This is a genomic window from Mycoplasma sp. 3398 (assembly GCF_053851555.1).
The window spans coordinates 39269-55561 of the sequence record NZ_JBSQAW010000004.1 but is presented as its reverse complement, the minus strand read 5'-3'; the positions used below and the strand labels follow the sequence as shown (position 1 = coordinate 55561).

General features: G+C 27.8%; 14 protein-coding genes and 8 tRNA genes. 20 read left to right on the top strand and 2 right to left on the bottom strand.

All coding sequences use genetic code 4. From position 1 onward, the window contains the following. The 15 genes from ACWXVK_RS02015 to ACWXVK_RS01945 all read left to right on the top strand — a co-directional run. Positions 1-451: hypothetical protein (locus tag ACWXVK_RS02015; protein ID WP_456017084.1), on the top strand; the 451-nt coding region annotated here is incomplete at its 5' end. A 203-nt stretch (positions 452-654) separates the two neighbouring features. Continuing rightward, complete coding sequence (locus ACWXVK_RS02010; RefSeq protein ID WP_456017083.1) at positions 655-1452, top strand: tRNA1(Val) (adenine(37)-N6)-methyltransferase; 798 nt, start codon at positions 655-657, stop codon at positions 1450-1452. Next, a complete protein-coding gene (gene metG / locus ACWXVK_RS02005) occupies positions 1445-3010 on the top strand; it encodes a methionine--tRNA ligase (RefSeq protein WP_456012822.1) in 1566 nt (521 codons plus the stop codon). Before ACWXVK_RS02010 ends, metG begins: the two co-directional genes overlap by 8 nt. Positions 3011-3112: 102 nt before the next feature. After that, complete coding sequence (locus tag ACWXVK_RS02000; RefSeq protein ID WP_456017081.1) at positions 3113-4138, top strand: hypothetical protein; 1026 nt, start codon at positions 3113-3115, stop codon at positions 4136-4138. A 119-nt stretch (positions 4139-4257) separates the two neighbouring features. Then, positions 4258-5529 (top strand): GTPase ObgE, encoded by a 1272-nt coding sequence (gene obgE, locus ACWXVK_RS01995; RefSeq protein WP_456017080.1) that lies wholly within the window; start codon positions 4258-4260, stop codon positions 5527-5529. Between the two features lie 65 nt (positions 5530-5594). Beyond that, positions 5595-5671: transfer RNA gene (locus ACWXVK_RS01990), tRNA-Pro, on the top strand. A gap of 5 nt (positions 5672-5676) precedes the next feature. Then, positions 5677-5753: transfer RNA gene (locus tag ACWXVK_RS01985), tRNA-Ala, on the top strand. A gap of 4 nt (positions 5754-5757) precedes the next feature. Next, positions 5758-5834: transfer RNA gene (locus ACWXVK_RS01980), tRNA-Met, on the top strand. Between the two features lie 27 nt (positions 5835-5861). Next, positions 5862-5937, top strand: a tRNA-Ile gene (locus ACWXVK_RS01975). A gap of 1 nt (position 5938) precedes the next feature. Then, positions 5939-6029: transfer RNA gene (locus tag ACWXVK_RS01970), tRNA-Ser, on the top strand. A gap of 6 nt (positions 6030-6035) precedes the next feature. Then, positions 6036-6111 (top strand) — tRNA-Met (locus ACWXVK_RS01965). Position 6112: 1 nt separating this feature from the next. After that, positions 6113-6189: transfer RNA gene (locus ACWXVK_RS01960), tRNA-Asp, on the top strand. Between the two features lies 1 nt (position 6190). After that, positions 6191-6266 (top strand) — tRNA-Phe (locus ACWXVK_RS01955). A 181-nt stretch (positions 6267-6447) separates the two neighbouring features. Beyond that, positions 6448-7251: a SemiSWEET family transporter gene (locus tag ACWXVK_RS01950; protein WP_455966346.1), complete on the top strand. Its 804-nt coding sequence runs from the start codon at positions 6448-6450 to the stop codon at positions 7249-7251. Between the two features lie 234 nt (positions 7252-7485). After that, the gene (locus ACWXVK_RS01945) at positions 7486-7746 is read left to right on the top strand and encodes a hypothetical protein (protein ID WP_438340326.1); all 261 of its coding nucleotides are present in this window, start codon (positions 7486-7488) and stop codon (positions 7744-7746) included. Between the two features lie 390 nt (positions 7747-8136). Here ACWXVK_RS01945 and ACWXVK_RS01940 read toward each other — a convergent pair whose 3' ends face one another. Together ACWXVK_RS01940 and ACWXVK_RS01935 are read right to left on the bottom strand one after the other, a co-directional pair. Beyond that, entirely contained in the window at positions 8137-10731 is a 2595-nt protein-coding gene (locus ACWXVK_RS01940; RefSeq protein WP_456017079.1) for a hypothetical protein, read from the bottom strand. A gap of 903 nt (positions 10732-11634) precedes the next feature. Then, on the bottom strand, positions 11635-11982 hold the full coding sequence (locus tag ACWXVK_RS01935; RefSeq protein WP_455966342.1) for a YigZ family protein: 348 nt from the start codon (positions 11980-11982) through the stop codon (positions 11635-11637). Between the two features lie 35 nt (positions 11983-12017). On the opposite strand from ACWXVK_RS01935, the gene ACWXVK_RS01930 reads away from it, so the two are divergent. The 5 genes from ACWXVK_RS01930 (at position 12018) to rpsL (ending at position 16287) form a co-directional block, all read left to right on the top strand. Beyond that, positions 12018-12914: an RluA family pseudouridine synthase gene (locus ACWXVK_RS01930; protein WP_438340323.1), complete on the top strand. Its 897-nt coding sequence runs from the start codon at positions 12018-12020 to the stop codon at positions 12912-12914. 67 nt (positions 12915-12981) lie between these two features. Further along, positions 12982-13938, top strand: a complete 957-nt coding sequence (locus ACWXVK_RS01925) for a hypothetical protein (RefSeq protein WP_456017077.1) — start codon at positions 12982-12984, stop codon at positions 13936-13938. 15 nt (positions 13939-13953) lie between these two features. Continuing rightward, positions 13954-15129 carry a hypothetical protein gene (locus tag ACWXVK_RS01920; RefSeq protein WP_456017076.1) on the top strand — a complete coding sequence of 392 codons (1176 nt, stop codon included), beginning with the start codon at positions 13954-13956 and terminating at the stop codon, positions 15127-15129. Between the two features lie 12 nt (positions 15130-15141). Beyond that, positions 15142-15720, top strand: a complete 579-nt coding sequence (locus tag ACWXVK_RS01915; protein WP_438340320.1) for a hypothetical protein — start codon at positions 15142-15144, stop codon at positions 15718-15720. A gap of 150 nt (positions 15721-15870) precedes the next feature. After that, entirely contained in the window at positions 15871-16287 is a 417-nt protein-coding gene (rpsL, locus tag ACWXVK_RS01910) for a 30S ribosomal protein S12 (RefSeq protein WP_438340319.1), read from the top strand. Positions 16288-16293: the final 6 nt, after the last annotated feature.

The following is a 16293-nucleotide window of genomic DNA, read 5'->3' as shown; positions in this document are numbered from 1 at the left end:
CAATAATCTTATAAATAATATAAAAAATGAAGCACCAAAAATTGAAATTGATTTTGGTGACCCAACTAATGAAGAAATTAAGAATGTAATTGAAAACTTCTATTACAAGAATTTATATAAAGAATACGACAAAACTAAGGATGATGTCAATCATGGATTTGATTTTCCATTAGATGATGCATTTTATGGTGATTTAGATATTTTTTCAAAAAATAATGAAAAAGAACATAATGAACCATGGTACGAAGATGATGAACCCGGTATAGCAAAACCAATGCAATCCTTACCAAAAGCGCAATCTAAACAAGAACAAAAAAGTGATTCTAAACCGAAAGTTCAAGATTTAAGTGGGCCATCAAAATGAGATAATCTTTATGATCTTTTCTCAGGCGGAATTAAGGGTAAAGGTCCGATTATTGATATATATGGCATCCCCGATGAAAAAAAATAGAAATTCAAACTAAAAACCAGGTTCATTCTGGTTTTTAATTTGCTTAAGGAAAATATTTGTTTTTTTGATAACTAGTTTGTTGTTATTTATCATTATGTATAAGGCTTTTATAAATTATGAGGTTTTAAACATTTTATTAAAACAAAAAGATTAATCTAACTTAATGCAGTATCAAAAAAAATATTAATTTATAATTAGTTATTATGAAAAAAATCGGTGTTTTTAAAAATAACTTAGGATATGGTAATGACCTCTTTGTTTATCAAGATAAGGAGATGTTTAATTATTCTGTTGATACAATTTTATTAGGTAATTTCGTTTCAATTAATCGCAATGTATCGAATATGCTCGAGGTTGGTACAAATAATGGAGCATTATCAATCTTTATGGCCGCTAGATCCAAGAAAATAAAAATTGACGCAGTTGAAATTCAACCAAAAGCAGTTTTGTTGGCTAAGCAAAATGTATGTTTAAATAATTTGGAAGACCAAATAAAAATTTTTGAAGCTGATTTTAAAGAATATGCAAAAGATTATGCTTTTAAATGTGGGAATAATCTTGCTAAGAAATACTCTTCAATTGTTGCTAACCCCCCCTACTACAATGAAAACTATAATCAAGTTAGAAAAACTGGTACATATGCGCAAAAACTGGCTACACATGAAATTAATTTAGATTTAGAAACACTTATTTCTTTATCTTCTAAAATAATTGAGCAAAAAGGTTATTTTAGTGTTGTGCTTCCAATTGCTAGATATATTGATTTAATATCATTATTGCGCAAATATAATTTTGAACCAAAAAGAGTGCAACTAGTTTTCACTAGAATCAATTCTCAACCTAAATTTTGTTTAGTTGAATCACGATTTAACTCGGGTTGAGGCACGTATTTTGAACCAAATATTTATCTTCATAATGATGATAAAAACGACCATTCATATCGCCCAGAAACGCAAAAACTTTATATCCCAATGAAACAAAAAGGAGAAAAACATGAATAATTCAAAAAAAACATTTTATATAACTACTCCAATATATTATCCTAGCGGAAATTTACATATTGGTCATGTCTTAACAACGACACTGGCATGAGTTTTTGCAAATTATAAAAAAACTCAAGGATACGAAACTTTATTTGTGACCGGTATTGATGAACATGGTCAAAAAATTCAAAAAAAAGCTGAGGAATATAATTTGTCCCCTCAAGAATATGTTGATATTCAATCTCGGAAATTTATTGATTTATGAGATTTATTGAAAATTAACTATGATTTCTACAGTCGTACTACAAGTAAACAACATGAACAAGCAATTATTAAAATTTTCGAAAAAATGTACGAAAAGGGATTTATTTTTAAAGATAAGTATGTAGGTCTTTATTCGGTTAGCGATGAAGAATTTTTCACTAAAACACAAGCTATCTATAAAGACGGAAGATATTACCATCCGACATCAGGTCATGAGCTTCAAGAAATTAAAGAAGAAAGCTATTTCTTTGATATGAAAAAGTTGGAACCTTGAATAAATGAATTTTTTGATATAAATTCTAACTTTTTAACTAATAAAAATATTGCCAAGGAGCTAAAGAGTAATTTTCTTTCCAAAGGAATTGAAGATCTATCAATTACTCGGGTTTCCTTTGATTGGGGAATCAATGTACCTAAACAAAAAAATAATGATGAAAAGCAACATGTTATTTATGTTTGATTAGATGCATTATTCAGCTATTTAACTGCTTTGGGATATGAAACAAATAACGATGATAATTATCATAAATTTTGGCGTAATGGTAATGAACGTGTTCACGTTTTAGCGAAGGAAATTTCGCGTTTTCACTCAATTTACTGACCAATATTTTTAAAATCACTTGATATCAATCTACCGACAAAAGAAGTTGTTCATTCATGAATTATTACTCCCGAGGGTAAAATGTCAAAATCAAAAGGAAACATTGTGGAACCAATTCCCTTAATTAACAAATACGGAGCTGAGGAAATTAAATATTTCTTTTGTTCGCAGGTTAATATCGATAATGACTTTTCTTTTAGTGAAGAACTTTTAATTAACGTCCTAAATGCAGATTTGGCAAATAATTTTGGTAATCTTGTTAATCGTACTATCAAAATGGTTAATCAAAACTTTGCAAATGGCACATACTTTGATAAGAATAATTTGCTTGAAATCGATCAAAAAATATTAGACTCATTAAGTGTTTATTATGAGGAATATAAAAAAGAATTTGATCAATTTCATGCTGATAAGGCAATTAAAAATGCTATTAATTTGTCTTCGAAATTAAATGAATATATAGATTTAACAAAACCATGATTGTTGAAGGAAGATTTAGATAGACTTAATTGCGTTTTAAATACCTTGCTTAACGGGATTTATAGCATAGCCTTAATGTTATCTGTTGTCATGCCTCAAAAGATGAAAAAAATATTTAGTTTTATTAAGATAGATTTGATTAATTACGAACAAATAACTAATTTTGCCAAATTTGATAATTTGTACCCTGAGGCTAACGAAATCTTATTTGCAAGAGTTATTAAGAAATAAGACCATTTTTCATTTATAATATAATTGAAATTATGGAATATCTATAAAAGCAAAAAAGATTCTTTTTTATCAAAATAAGGAATTTAACAATAAGGAGAACAAGTGAAAAAATCAAATAAATTGCTATTAGCATTGACATCTATTTCGTTACCAGTCATTACAGGAGCTGCGTTGGTTTCGTGTTCAAATCCATCTAACCCAGGGCCTAAAAAACCAGAAAAACCAGCTGAACCAAGCAATCCGCATAGTCCCGGCAAACCTGGCGATCAAGGCAACCCTGAAAATAAGCCAAAAGAAAAACAACCTGATAAGCATGAGACACCAGATCAAGGAAGTAATACTACTCCTCCAATAGTGAATCCCCAAAAACCCGGCGAAGGAAAGCAAGAAGATCAGTCAAGTAAAAATCCTCAACAAGATAATCCAAAACATGACAATAAAAAAGAAGAAAAAAATCCCCAAACACCTGAACAAAAACCTGAACAAACACCCCTCCCAAATGATCCTATGGATAAACATGATGATAAACCAAAAAAGGATGATCAATCAAAGATCAAAAAAGAAGATGATAATATACCAAATGATAAAAATGGCATTATAAAAAAATTTGAAGAGTTACTTGCCTATTATGAAAAAAAATGAAATGATGTTAATAAAAAGATTGATGATTTACAATCTAAACTTAATGGAGATGAAATAAATAAACTAACTAGAGAAAAAGTAGCTCAAGATAAAACAGAACTTTCCTTCTTGCTTAATTTAGCTAACGAAATAAATCTAAAAATTAATAGTAGATTCTCGGAACTTAAAGAAGAAAAAAGTATGAATAAAGATGTTGATGAAGAACTTCTTAGAAAAATAAAAGAACTTATAACGGAATTTTCCAAAGAAAAAGGTGATAAGTTAATTGAAGAATTTTCACAAAAAGCAAGAGCCAAAGCAGAAGAAACATGAACTAAGAACCTTGCAAAGCAGAAAGAATTATATGAAAAACTAATTAAGCTTCTAGAAAAAATAACGGATTCAGAAGCAAAAGAAGATTGGAAGAAAAATATCGAAGATCTTTATAAAAAATTGTCACTAACAGATGAATTATTGCAACAATTAAATAAAACCATTGAATCATAAAAAAAGTAAATTAAATAATAGAAAAGCAACCTTGTCAATTTTAAAAAGGTTGCTTTTAAACTATTTAATAATTACTCATAATGGCTAAATTTATCTAAATTTTTGATAAAATAAAACACATGAAATTTATAGATGAAGTTGATATTTTGGTTATTGCCGGAAAAGGCGGTGATGGGATCATTAGTTTTCGTCGTGAGGCTAATGTTGATAAAGGCGGTCCGGACGGCGGCGATGGAGGAAATGGAGGTTCAATATATTTTCAGGGTGATCCTGGGCAAAATACATTATTGCCATTTTACTACCAAAAAAAGATTGTTGCTAATGATGGGGAAAACGGGAAACCTAAAAATGCTTTTGGCAGAGGCGCTGATGATTTAATTGTTAAGGTGCCATTGGGCACTATGGTTTATAATGATGGCAAGTTAGTTGCTGATATTGTTACAGAAGAAAAATATCTGATTGCTAAAGGCGGTAAAGGTGGTAAGGGCAATTTAAGATTTAAATCATCAAGAAATACTGCTCCAAGAATTTGCGAAAACGGAACATTAGGTGAAAGATTTAATTTGCATCTAACATTAAAGGTTTTAGCTGATGTGGGCTTTGTTGGAAAACCAAGCGCAGGGAAAAGCACAATCTTATCTCAAATTTCTAATGCTAAACCCAAAATAGCCGATTATGATTTTACAACACTTGTTCCACAATTGGGTTTAGTTAAATTTTATGAAAATACTTTTGTAGTGGCAGATTTGCCTGGATTGATAGAAAAAGCTTCGGAGGGCAAAGGCCTTGGGATTCAATTTTTAAAGCATATTGAGCGTTGTAGGGTTATATGCCACATTATTGATTTTGGTGATTCAAATAAAAACCCAATTTTGGATTATGAAATTATTAATAATGAACTAAGATCTTATAATCTTAGACTTGAAAAATTACCACAGATTGTTGTAGCTAACAAATCTGATCTCGAATCATATCAAACTCATTTAGAAAAATTTAAAAGTAAGTACCCTAATATTAAATTAATAGAAAATTCATCATTGCTTGACTCGCATATAGAAGAAATAAAAAAGGTGTTATGAGAAACTCTACAAGAAGCTAAAATTAATATTGTTAATGAATTAAAAGAATCTGAAGAAGTTGTTGTTATTTCGCTAGATAAAAAGAAAATAGAAATTATCAAACTGTCTGATGATACTTATGAAATTGTTGGCAGTGATATTTATAAGGTTTATGAAAAAATTCCTGTTATTTCTATTGATAATTTATGAAGATTTAATTACAAATTAAAATCATTAGGTGTATTTGATTTAATTAAAAATTCCGATATTAAAGATGGTGATACTATTAAAATTAAGGATTATGAGTTTATTTGAAACAGCGAAGATTTTTAAAAAAATTAATAACTAACATAAAAAATAATATATAATAATAAAGCATTTAGCAAAAATTTCTGTGTGGAGAAGTAGCTCAGCTTGGTAGAGCACTTGACTTGGGCTCAAGCGGTCGCAGGTTCGAATCCTGTCTTCTTCACCATTTATGGGGGGGTAGCTCACCTGGCCAGAGCGCCTGCCTTGCACGCAGGAGGTAGAGGGTTCGAGTCCCTTCCTCTCCACCATTATGGCACTGTAGCTCAGTTGGTTAGAGCATCCGGTTCATACCCGGAAGGTCAAGAGTTCGACTCTCTTCGGTGCTACCAAATGTAAAACCCAATAGTGAAATTTTAGGACCCATAGCTCAATGGTTAGAGCAACCGGCTCATAACCGGTCGGTTACAGGTTCGAGTCCTGTTGGGTCCACCATGGGCAATTACCCAAGAGGCTGAAGGGAGCAGTCTTGAAAACTGCCAGGGGCTTCACGGCCCGCGGGGGTTCAAATCCCTCATTGCCCGCCATAATATAGCGGAGTAGAGCAGGCGGCAGCTCGTTGGGCTCATAACCCAAAGGTCATTGGTTCGATTCCAATCTCCGCAACCACGGTCCAGTGGTAAAGTGGTTTAATACGCTTCCCTGTCACGGAAGAGATCGCGGGTTCAATTCCCGTCTGGACCGCCATGGCTCTGTAGCTCAGTTGGTAGAGCAACGGACTGAAGCTCCGTGTGTCGCTGGTTCGATTCCTGCCGGAGCCACCATTTCAGAAATGACTTAACACCAAATTGGTGTTTTTTTTTTTTTTGAACGTTCTAATTTTACATAGCAAAATTTAGATGGTTTTTATAATAATTTTTAATAATATGTTTTTGCTATAAAAAAATATTAAAAACTAGGCAATATTATGTTTATAAATTAGTATTAATGTATAATTTTTTAGTTATGACAGCATTAGAAATATCTATTCAGTTTTTTGGAGCATTAGGAGCGATAGCGACAATTCTTTTAGGTGTTCCTCAACTAGTTAGGGTTGTTAAAACCAAAAAAGCTGAAAACATAAATTATTATTCATTTTGAATTTTTTATATTGGAATTATTATTTGGTTAATTTATGGTGTATTTACAGGTGATGAAAACGGTTGATACATTTTTTTAGCAAACTTAATTTGTTCTTTTATATATGCTTTTACAATGTATTTTTTATATCACTATAATAAAGCAATTACCAAAAATCAAAAAAAATTTGCAACGGCAGCTATAGTTTTAGTAGAATTATTTGCAACTTCGATATTCGCTGTATTTATAGTATTAGTATTTCAAAAGATTAATACTGGCTATTTTTATCCAATTGTTGGGAATAGAATTGCGGTATTTGATAAAGTTACATCACTTATTATTGGTTTAATTACGCCTGCGGGAACAACCTTAGCTTTTATGCCCCAACTAATAAAAGGATTAAAAACAAGAAACTTTAAATCAATAAGTCCTTGAATGCTATTTATTTTTATTTTAAATAACTTATGATGAATTATTTTCTTTATTTTGAGTATTGTAGATAAAAATATCAAAGGTGAGGAAGCTGCCTTGAATGGTTTAATCGGGGCTCTTGTATGGCAAATTGTATCATTAATTGTTTATACAGTGCAATTTTCATTTGTTATATCATATGAAGTGAAAATGAAAAAGTGCGAGGTTTTGCATAAAAGAACTATGATGATACAAGATGATGCAATGGAACAAAAATAAGATTCTATATTTTTAGAGGCCTTGACTTGAAATATATCAAAGTCTCTTTTTTATTTATTTTATAAAAAACCTGTTTTAATTTAATAGTGGACAATACAAAAAAATTAAACAAAGCTTCAAAAACTATTTATTGTTTGTATGCTACTTCTAAAATATGTGCATGATGAACTGGTCAAAAAATAGTTTTTCATTTAAAAAACATATATAATTATTTTAAGATTGAAAGGAAAAAATATGGGTCATAAAATTGGTTGGGTAATATGTTTGATAATAAGCTTCCCAATACTTGTTGTTTCTTCAATAATTGCTTCTATTACATTTAGTAATGAAGCATTATTATCAAATGCTACTACACCGCTTGGAAAACTAGTGTTTAAACTAAACGGCTTTTTGAAACTTGGTGATATAAGAATTATATCTTATGTTGGTATAGCGATAGCTGCGATATTTGGTATATTGTCACTAATATCATTAATAAGATTGATAAAAAAATAATGTGGTAGTGTAGATAATTTTGTGTAAATTTATCTCTGGCTTATTTTTAGTAAGAGATTTGAGAATAGCAACCACACAAATCTAAATTTATTATACAAAAACAACCAAGCAACATTATGTTGTTTGGTTGTTTTAATTATTTATTTTTTTCAAAAATAATTTGTGATCGATTAAAAACAGGCCCCCAATTAGGAACAACTTTATTTCATTTTTCTAACTGATTTTGGGTTGTAAAATAAACTCTTATTAAAGAGCCATCAAAAAGAAATAAGCTTTTTAAAAAAATGCACAAAATTATTTATGGTAACACTTTTTTGCTTTTTATTAGCTAAAAATTGTCAAAAAAAAGTCTAAAACCTCATAAGAGATTCAAGACTTTCTTATTTTGACCTAATTTTTGTTTATTTCTTTTCTTTTTTGAATCTTATGACGTTTAACTGCATATCAAGTCCCAACACTTGCGCCAGCTAATGCTAGTATTACCACAAGAGGCCCTACAATCGCTGCTACATTTATCTTTGATTTGCCTTCTTTTTTAGATTTTGTTTCTTGCTCAGTAATTGCTTTTTGAATCTTCAATTTAATAATTCTTAATTCTTTTATATTTTGGGCGTTTTCTATCAATTTTTCTAACTCTTTTTTTGTATTTGAATTTATTAGCTTGTTTAGTTCTTCTTTTGTAGAATTAAGTTCCATATTAAATTCTTGTGTTGCTTTAGCTGCAATATCTTTTATTTTATTAGTATTTTCTTTGTTGTTGCTTAATTCCCTACCTAGTTGTTTTTTTAATTCAGAACCTTCTAGTCTGTCAATAGCATCATTCGCCTCTTTTTTTATTTGGGCATTTTCTTGAAGTATTTTTTCTTGAGTTATTTCTTTTAATAGAATTTTTAGATTCTTTATATTATTTGCATTATTAATTTTTGTTTGATAATCCTTTTTATCTAACAATTTGTTAAACGTATCTAATATTTTTTGCTTTTCTATGTTATAAATTTCTTCTGCTTTTTCTGCTACATTAGTAAGTTTAACAACATCATTTTTTGCATTGGCGAACAACGTTTTAAATTCTTCAAATCTTTCTGAACCTTCAGTTTGATCAACGGCTTTTTGTGCTCTTTTTATTAATTTGTTTAAATCTTGCTCTTTTATTTGATTTAATAGTGCTTCATTTAATTTATTTAATTTTTGAATATTATCAGCTTCTTCTAGCGCTTGTTCGAATCCTGTTTTATCATCTAAACTTTTTAGATTTTTTTCAACTTCATTTCTTTTTAATTTGTATTCAGCATTTATTTTATCCGCTAACTTAGTTAGTTTGGTAATATCATCTTGCGCTTCACTATGTTGTTTTTTATATTCTTCATAATTCACTGAACCTTCAATTTTTTTCAGTGCTTTTGTAGCTTCTTCCCTTGCTTTTGTTAAATCTTCTACATTCTTAATTTTTTGTGCCTCTACTATTAATTTTTGTAGATCTTCAATGTTTTTTGCTTTTTTTAATTCTTCAAGTTTTTTAGTTCTTTGGTCTACTGAGTTGATGCTATTTATAAGCAATTTTGTTTTGTTGTTTTCATCAGAAAACAAATTAGTTGATTCATCATTAAGAGCATTAAATTGTTTAATAGTAATCCTTTGGTTTTCTATTTGACTTGATAATTTAGTATTAAGTTCATCTTTTTCTTTTTTAATATCAATATTAATTTTAGTATGGTTACGGCCAAAATCTTTTCATTTTTTATCAAAAGCTTCTATTGCAACTTTTCTTTGTTCAATTTGCTGCTCATTTTTTTCTTTTATGGTACTAAATGTTCTCATAAAATCATCATACATGCTAGAACCCTTTGTTTTTTCGATTAATATCATTACATCGTTTTGATATTCCTGTATTTTTTTAGCCATAATATCAGCATAAAGTTCCCTTAAAATTCCTACATTACGTGCTTTATTAATTTTTTCTTTAATATTAGGGTCTTTGTTTCTTAAATTATTAAATGCCATATCGACTTTTTGTTTTTCACTAAGATAAATATTGTTAGCTGAATTTTTAAGATTTTCCAAAAATTCCATTGTGCTAGAATTCGAAACTAGTTTAACTAATGGTTTAATTTTTTCATCGTATTCGATAGAACCGTATGATTTTTGTGCGGAAATTAATGCATCATACATTAACTTATCATGTGAAAATTCTGATTCAACTTCTTTTATAATTTCTTCAATAATACTATCATTCGCTTCTTTTTTAATTTTTTCGAGAATTGGCAGTGAATCTTTTAAGGTATTTAAATAAGCAGGATCTGCAGAATTAATGCCACTTTGCACCTTAAATAGATCTTTTATCAAATTTTTAATATTTGAATTTTCTTTGTGTTTAATCAATAAATTAATGGCTTCAAAATGAGCAATAATAGTTTGGACTATATAAATATCACTAATTTTTGATGAAAATTTTCCGGAAGTTACATTTGATCTTAAATCATCCGCAACCTTATAAACACTATCAATGTTTAATTTTTTGTATTCATTAAGTAAGAAAACATTATAGTCAAAATTAACATCTGATCATAATTTAATAAAGGTTGCCCAATGTAAAAGATTATGGTCATAAAAAAAGTATTCATTGTTAAATTTATCAAAAACACCATCAGGAAAAATCTTAAATTCCATTAATTTTTCTTTATATGGAAGTATCTCTAATTTCTCACCTTGAAAATTAATTAATTTTTTTAGTACTCTATATGCAAATAACATTTTGTAATGAGTTTTAAAAGCTTCAGTCTCTCAGTAAATGTTATAACTTTCAACATCATTATAGTCATCATTTGTGGGTATCGATATTGCCTCAGTTGCATAAACGCTAACATTATTGCTAGAATTTTTTTCCTCTTTTTCGATATTGTTGGCCATATTGTTTTGAGCACTAATTACTAATGGTGTTGCAGCTATTATAACTGCACTTAACAATGGGCTTAACTTAAACTTCATATTACTCCTTTTAATGAAAAAATTTACTATAAATCAATTTATTATTATGCTATTTTAGGTATAAAATATATCTTATTATTATATTAATAAATATGCCAGATTAATAGAACAAAAAAATAGTTTTATTTCAAGAAAAAAATAGGCAAATTAGTGTTTATAGTTTTTTAATAATTGCTAAATCTAAATAAATAAAAAATTATATAAAATTATTACTTTTTATTTATAAATAATTCATAATTTTTGAACATTGGGTGAAAATAGCATTTTTTGAAACTATTGTTATTTTAGTTGGGTTCTAAGTTTTTTAACACAAAATAAAATTAAAATCTAAGGATACAAAACAAATTAGAATTCAAAATTAGGAAAAATTTTATATTATTATATCTTTAAAAGGGGATTTTTTATCTTTCTCATTATTTCTTGGATTTGCAATTTTGGTTTTTTCTATACTAGTTTGTTAGTTATTTTTTTAGGATCTCAAGATGGAGTTTTGCTTTAATTTATTAAATAATTTTAATTCAAAGGATTGCCTTAAAAGGTTCGAAAGAATTAGAAAAAGTATATTTGGGTTTTTCTTAGTTTTTATAATTGCTTTTTACTTTCTTTCATGTTACATTGATATGTTTTGTTTAATATCTTTAAGTTAGAATAGGTTATAACCATTGATAGTATGATAACTATAAAAAACCACTAATAAAACTAGTTATTATACAAGGATATAATTGATGTTAATTTTAAAAAGACATGTAGTTTCAACTAAATCTAAAAATAAATTCTTTAAATTTTTCCTCCATTATTTTGCTAAATTTCAATCTAGTGTAATGATAGAGCTTTTAAATATTAAAAATATTTAAAACATTAATTTTAAAAAAAGCGAGACTTATATTTGAATTTTAATCTTATTTACTCATTAAAAAGTAGTTTGGCTGCTTGCAAGTAAGCTCTTAATAGATTACTTCTTCCTAATTCAATACCACCGAAATAACGAATAACAACTAATAATTTATTTTTTAAATTTTTACTATTTAAATAGCTATAAAGAGGAATCCCAGCCACACCTTTTGGTTCACGGTCATCAGTATATCCATTGATAATAACATTATTGTCTTTTATAATATAAGCATAAACGATGTGCTTTGCTTTTTTATGTTCTTTTCAAAGAGATTCGATATTTTTTCTTACATCTTCTTTTGAATTGATATTAAATAAAATGGGGATAAATTTTGATTTTTTGATTTCCAAAAACTTCATGCTATTATTATAACATTTGTTATAATTTAAAAATTATGTTGAAACTTGTTGCAAACTATTCTGAAAGAATTGATAAATATATAGCAAATAATTCTTCAATAACTAGAAATGATATTCAAGAATTAATTAAAGAGGGGGCTGTTTTTGTTAACGGAATTAAAATTAATAAAAACAAATTTGTTATTAAAAACAATGATGAAATAGAAATTGTTAGAGTCATCGATAAACAAATAAAGATTGAGGAACAAGAAATCAGCCTTGACATTGTATATGAAAATGAAGATTATTTGGTTATAAATAAACCTTCGGGTTTAGTAGTTCATCCGGCCCCTGGCCACAGGAATAATACTTTGGTCAACGGCTTAATGTACCACTTTAAAAATAATTTAAGTAATGTTAATGGGCTTTTAAGACTTGGCATAGTCCATAGGATAGATAAAGATACTAGCGGGCTATTAATTATTGCTAAAAATAATTCAACCCACAATTATTTTGCTTCCTTGCTTAAAGAACATAAGATTAACAGGACATATATTGCTATAGTTGATGGAAGAATAGCTAACAAAAAAATGCATATTAATTTGCCCATTGGAAGAGATATAAAAAATCGTCAAAAATTTGCTGTTAGCGATCAAAACTCGAAAAATGCATATACAATGATTGAATGTCTTGAATATTTGAAAATTGATAATAAAGATAAAACATTAGTAAAATGTAATTTAAAGACAGGACGAACTCATCAAATAAGAGTGCATTTAGGATATATTAAGCATCCAGTTTATGGGGACCCTGTTTATAATAAAAGAATTGATTCTTTTAATCAAAGGCTCCACGCTGCACAACTAGATTTTATTGATAATAAGGGAAGAAACATACATCTTGAGGCTCCTATTCCCGAACTAATGCAAAGAGAAATCGAGCAAGGTAGATAAAATTTAGTTATAATTCTAATATATTTTAAAATTAAGTAAACTCATTAAAACCAAAAAGGAGGTGTTTATGAAAAATATTGATATAAATAAATACAACTCAATTGATGAACTTTACAAACACAACAAAAAGGCAATTTTAGTAAAATCAATATTATTTACAGCATTTTTAGTTGTGATGTTTTTATCATTAATGGCCATATTTATTGAGTATGCAGTTAGAAAACAAGTCTATTTATTGAATTATAAAGAAGCATTTTCAAATGCAAATCCTAGTTATGAGATATCTACCATTAATGCTTCAGTTGAAGATTTGTTTATAAGAAAATTTGCATTTTCTATCGTTGTGGCATTATTCTCTGGAGCTGTATTGATTTGACATATCGTTTCTTTGACACTTTCACTAAAAGAAAAAGATTTCACAAAATATTCGCCTTGGTTACTGACTTTATATAGCATGACTGTTATGATTATATTTATTAATTTATTTTTCTCAGCCGGTGGTATTTTTAGAATTAAACCATGGGATATAAACCAAATTTTAAATCTTATTGTTACAATCATATTTTTAATAGGATATTTCACAATATATTGGCCGTTTTCAAGAATTGTAAAATTATTTAGAATTGTAAGAATCAACAATGAACAAGGTAGAATAAATGAAATTTTTGGGCAAAAGTTTTCACAAACTAACCAACAAACTTATTCTACACAACCTTCTATATTTGATAATAATGAACAAAAAAACAATGATGAGATTATTGAGGAAAAAAATAATAAATCATATAGCTCACAATTAGAAACATTAAGCGATGAAAAACTGATAATTATGGCGCAAAAATTAAATATATTTGGTGCTAGCGAATTAAAGCGTAAGCAATTAATTGAAAAAATCAGTGCCATATTTGAAAATAATAATAGTCATAACGAAAAAGCTAATATGAGTAACAATGAAAATAATAAAGAAGATGAATCTGATAATGCCAAAGAAATAAAAGATATTGAGAATAATAATGATTATGATTAATTTTTAGGAGGTAAAATGAGCCAGCTGTTTTTACAAGGACAGAATTCAAAGGTTCCCAATAATTCTGAAAGTGTCGGTTCTAATCCTTTTCTAATTTATGGTTTAATATTGACACTTTTGGCAATAGTTAATTTATATTTAATAATTAAGTTTTTTATTAATTTTAAGCGTAGCATTAATAAAACAAAAGCAGTACTAGATGGGTTTTTATTTAAAAAATATATACAAGGGTTAAATATAAAAAGTACCGCGTTTTATAATATAGTTACAATTTTAGTTATTCTAGCTATCCAAATTATTTTTTCATCTGTATCATTGTCAAAAGTATATTCATATATGGGAACTGCAACCCAGAAATTTAATTCAGGTCTGGTTACAGAAATGAAGTATCTAGAATATAAAGACACCATTACCTCATATATTCCTTTATTTATAACATTTATTTCTTTTGCTATCGTTCTTTTAATTTCGTTTGGTATCGCATTTGTTGTGATTTATTACATAAGTTTTAACTATCCTCAATATAAACATAAAAATGAGGCAGTGTATAATGAAATTATTTCTCTTAAGGAATTAAAAAAACAAGAATTAGCCAAATATCCTGAAAAAATTAATATAGAGTTTGATAAGTTAAAATCTTCTAATCTTTTATTATCTAATGTGTTATTAAGATGAATGAAATTTTATAATAATATGGATCAAATAAAATTCGAGAAACAATATAACTTATTTTTAAATCAATTATTTAAAGTAGAGTATTTTGCAGAAGTCCAAAACGAAATTAAAAGTAATGCTCAAAAAATTTCTGATATTGCGGAATTTACTACACCAATTCACAATCAAGATTTATCAAAGATTGAGCAGGAAATTATTTGGATGGATAAAATGGACAAAAAAGCTAAAATTCTTAACGAAACTAAGGAATTAGCAGCAATGTCAAAAGCTGAATTTAATAAAAAATATGAGGAATATGTATACACGGCTCGTGCTAATGATCCTTTATATCAAAGCGCCACTAAAAATTCATGATTATTTTATCGTGATAATGAAGTTGAAGATTTATTCTTTAATCCACATTCGAATGTTTCATATTATTATGAAGATTCAAATATTATTTATGAAAAAGAACTTATTGATTTTATGCATGAATATAAACAATTTTTAATTTCAAAATTTTTAGCAACTAAATAATTTGCTTTTGCTATGGCTAAAAAAATAAAATTAGTACTAGGTTTTTTGCCGGTTATTACTATTGCACCCCTTGTTGCTTCATGTAGTCAAAATCTCGAAAAGTTAAAATATAATGTAATTAACTCACTTAAGAATGATATTATAAATTTATTAGCAAATGTTGATGCATTATTTGGAAGTTCTAAGAATGAAGAAGTTATTAAATTAAAGGATGAAATTAGCAATCTTCTAAGGTCTCTAAAAGAAGAAAAGATAACTCATGAAAATAATATTGACGTTTTTATAAATAAAGCTAAACAAAAATTTAAAAACTTAGTACAGAAATTTGTGGATATGTACAATAATAATACTCGCCTTGTTTCTGAATTTTTTGAAGAACTAAGTAATTTTTCACAATGAACACTAGATAATTTGATTAATGTTAAATACACGCCCTTGATTTTAAAAATTAAGAAATATTTGCAAGATCATGTATTTAGATATGATTGAAATATTAGCCAAATCACCAAAGAAATAAGCAAACTTAAGGCATTTGAACAACAAATAAAGAAAGAAAAAGAGCAAATTGATATTATTACCAAGAAATTTTAGTAGCCTAATTATATCTGGCTGCTTTTTTATTAATAAAAAACATAAAAAAGTAAAAACACTGGTTTAGTTGTTGTATAATAATTTAGTATTTTTAAAATAAGAGTTAAAAATATCTGAAAATATGTAAAACAATGTTAAGAAAGGAAAAAAATGCCTACAGTTGCGCAATTAGTTAAACAAGGCCGTAAAGATAAGACAACTAAATCTAAAGCCCCTGCTTTATTAAAGATGTACAACTCTTTACAAAAAAAAGAAAAAGCAATTCCAGCCCCATTTAAACGTGGTGTATGTACTCGGGTTGCTACAATGACTCCTAAGAAACCTAACTCAGCTATTCGTAAATACGCCCGTGTTAGATTATCTAATGGACAAGAAGTTACTGCTTATATTCCTGGTGAAGGGCACAATTTACAAGAACACTCAGTTGTATTAATCCGTGGAGGTAAAGTTAAAGATTTACCTGGGGTTAGATATACTATCATCCGTGGTACTCAAGATGCCGCTGGGGTAAACAATAGAAAACAAGGTCGTTCTCTATATGGAACAAAAAAACCAAAAAGTAATTAATTAGAA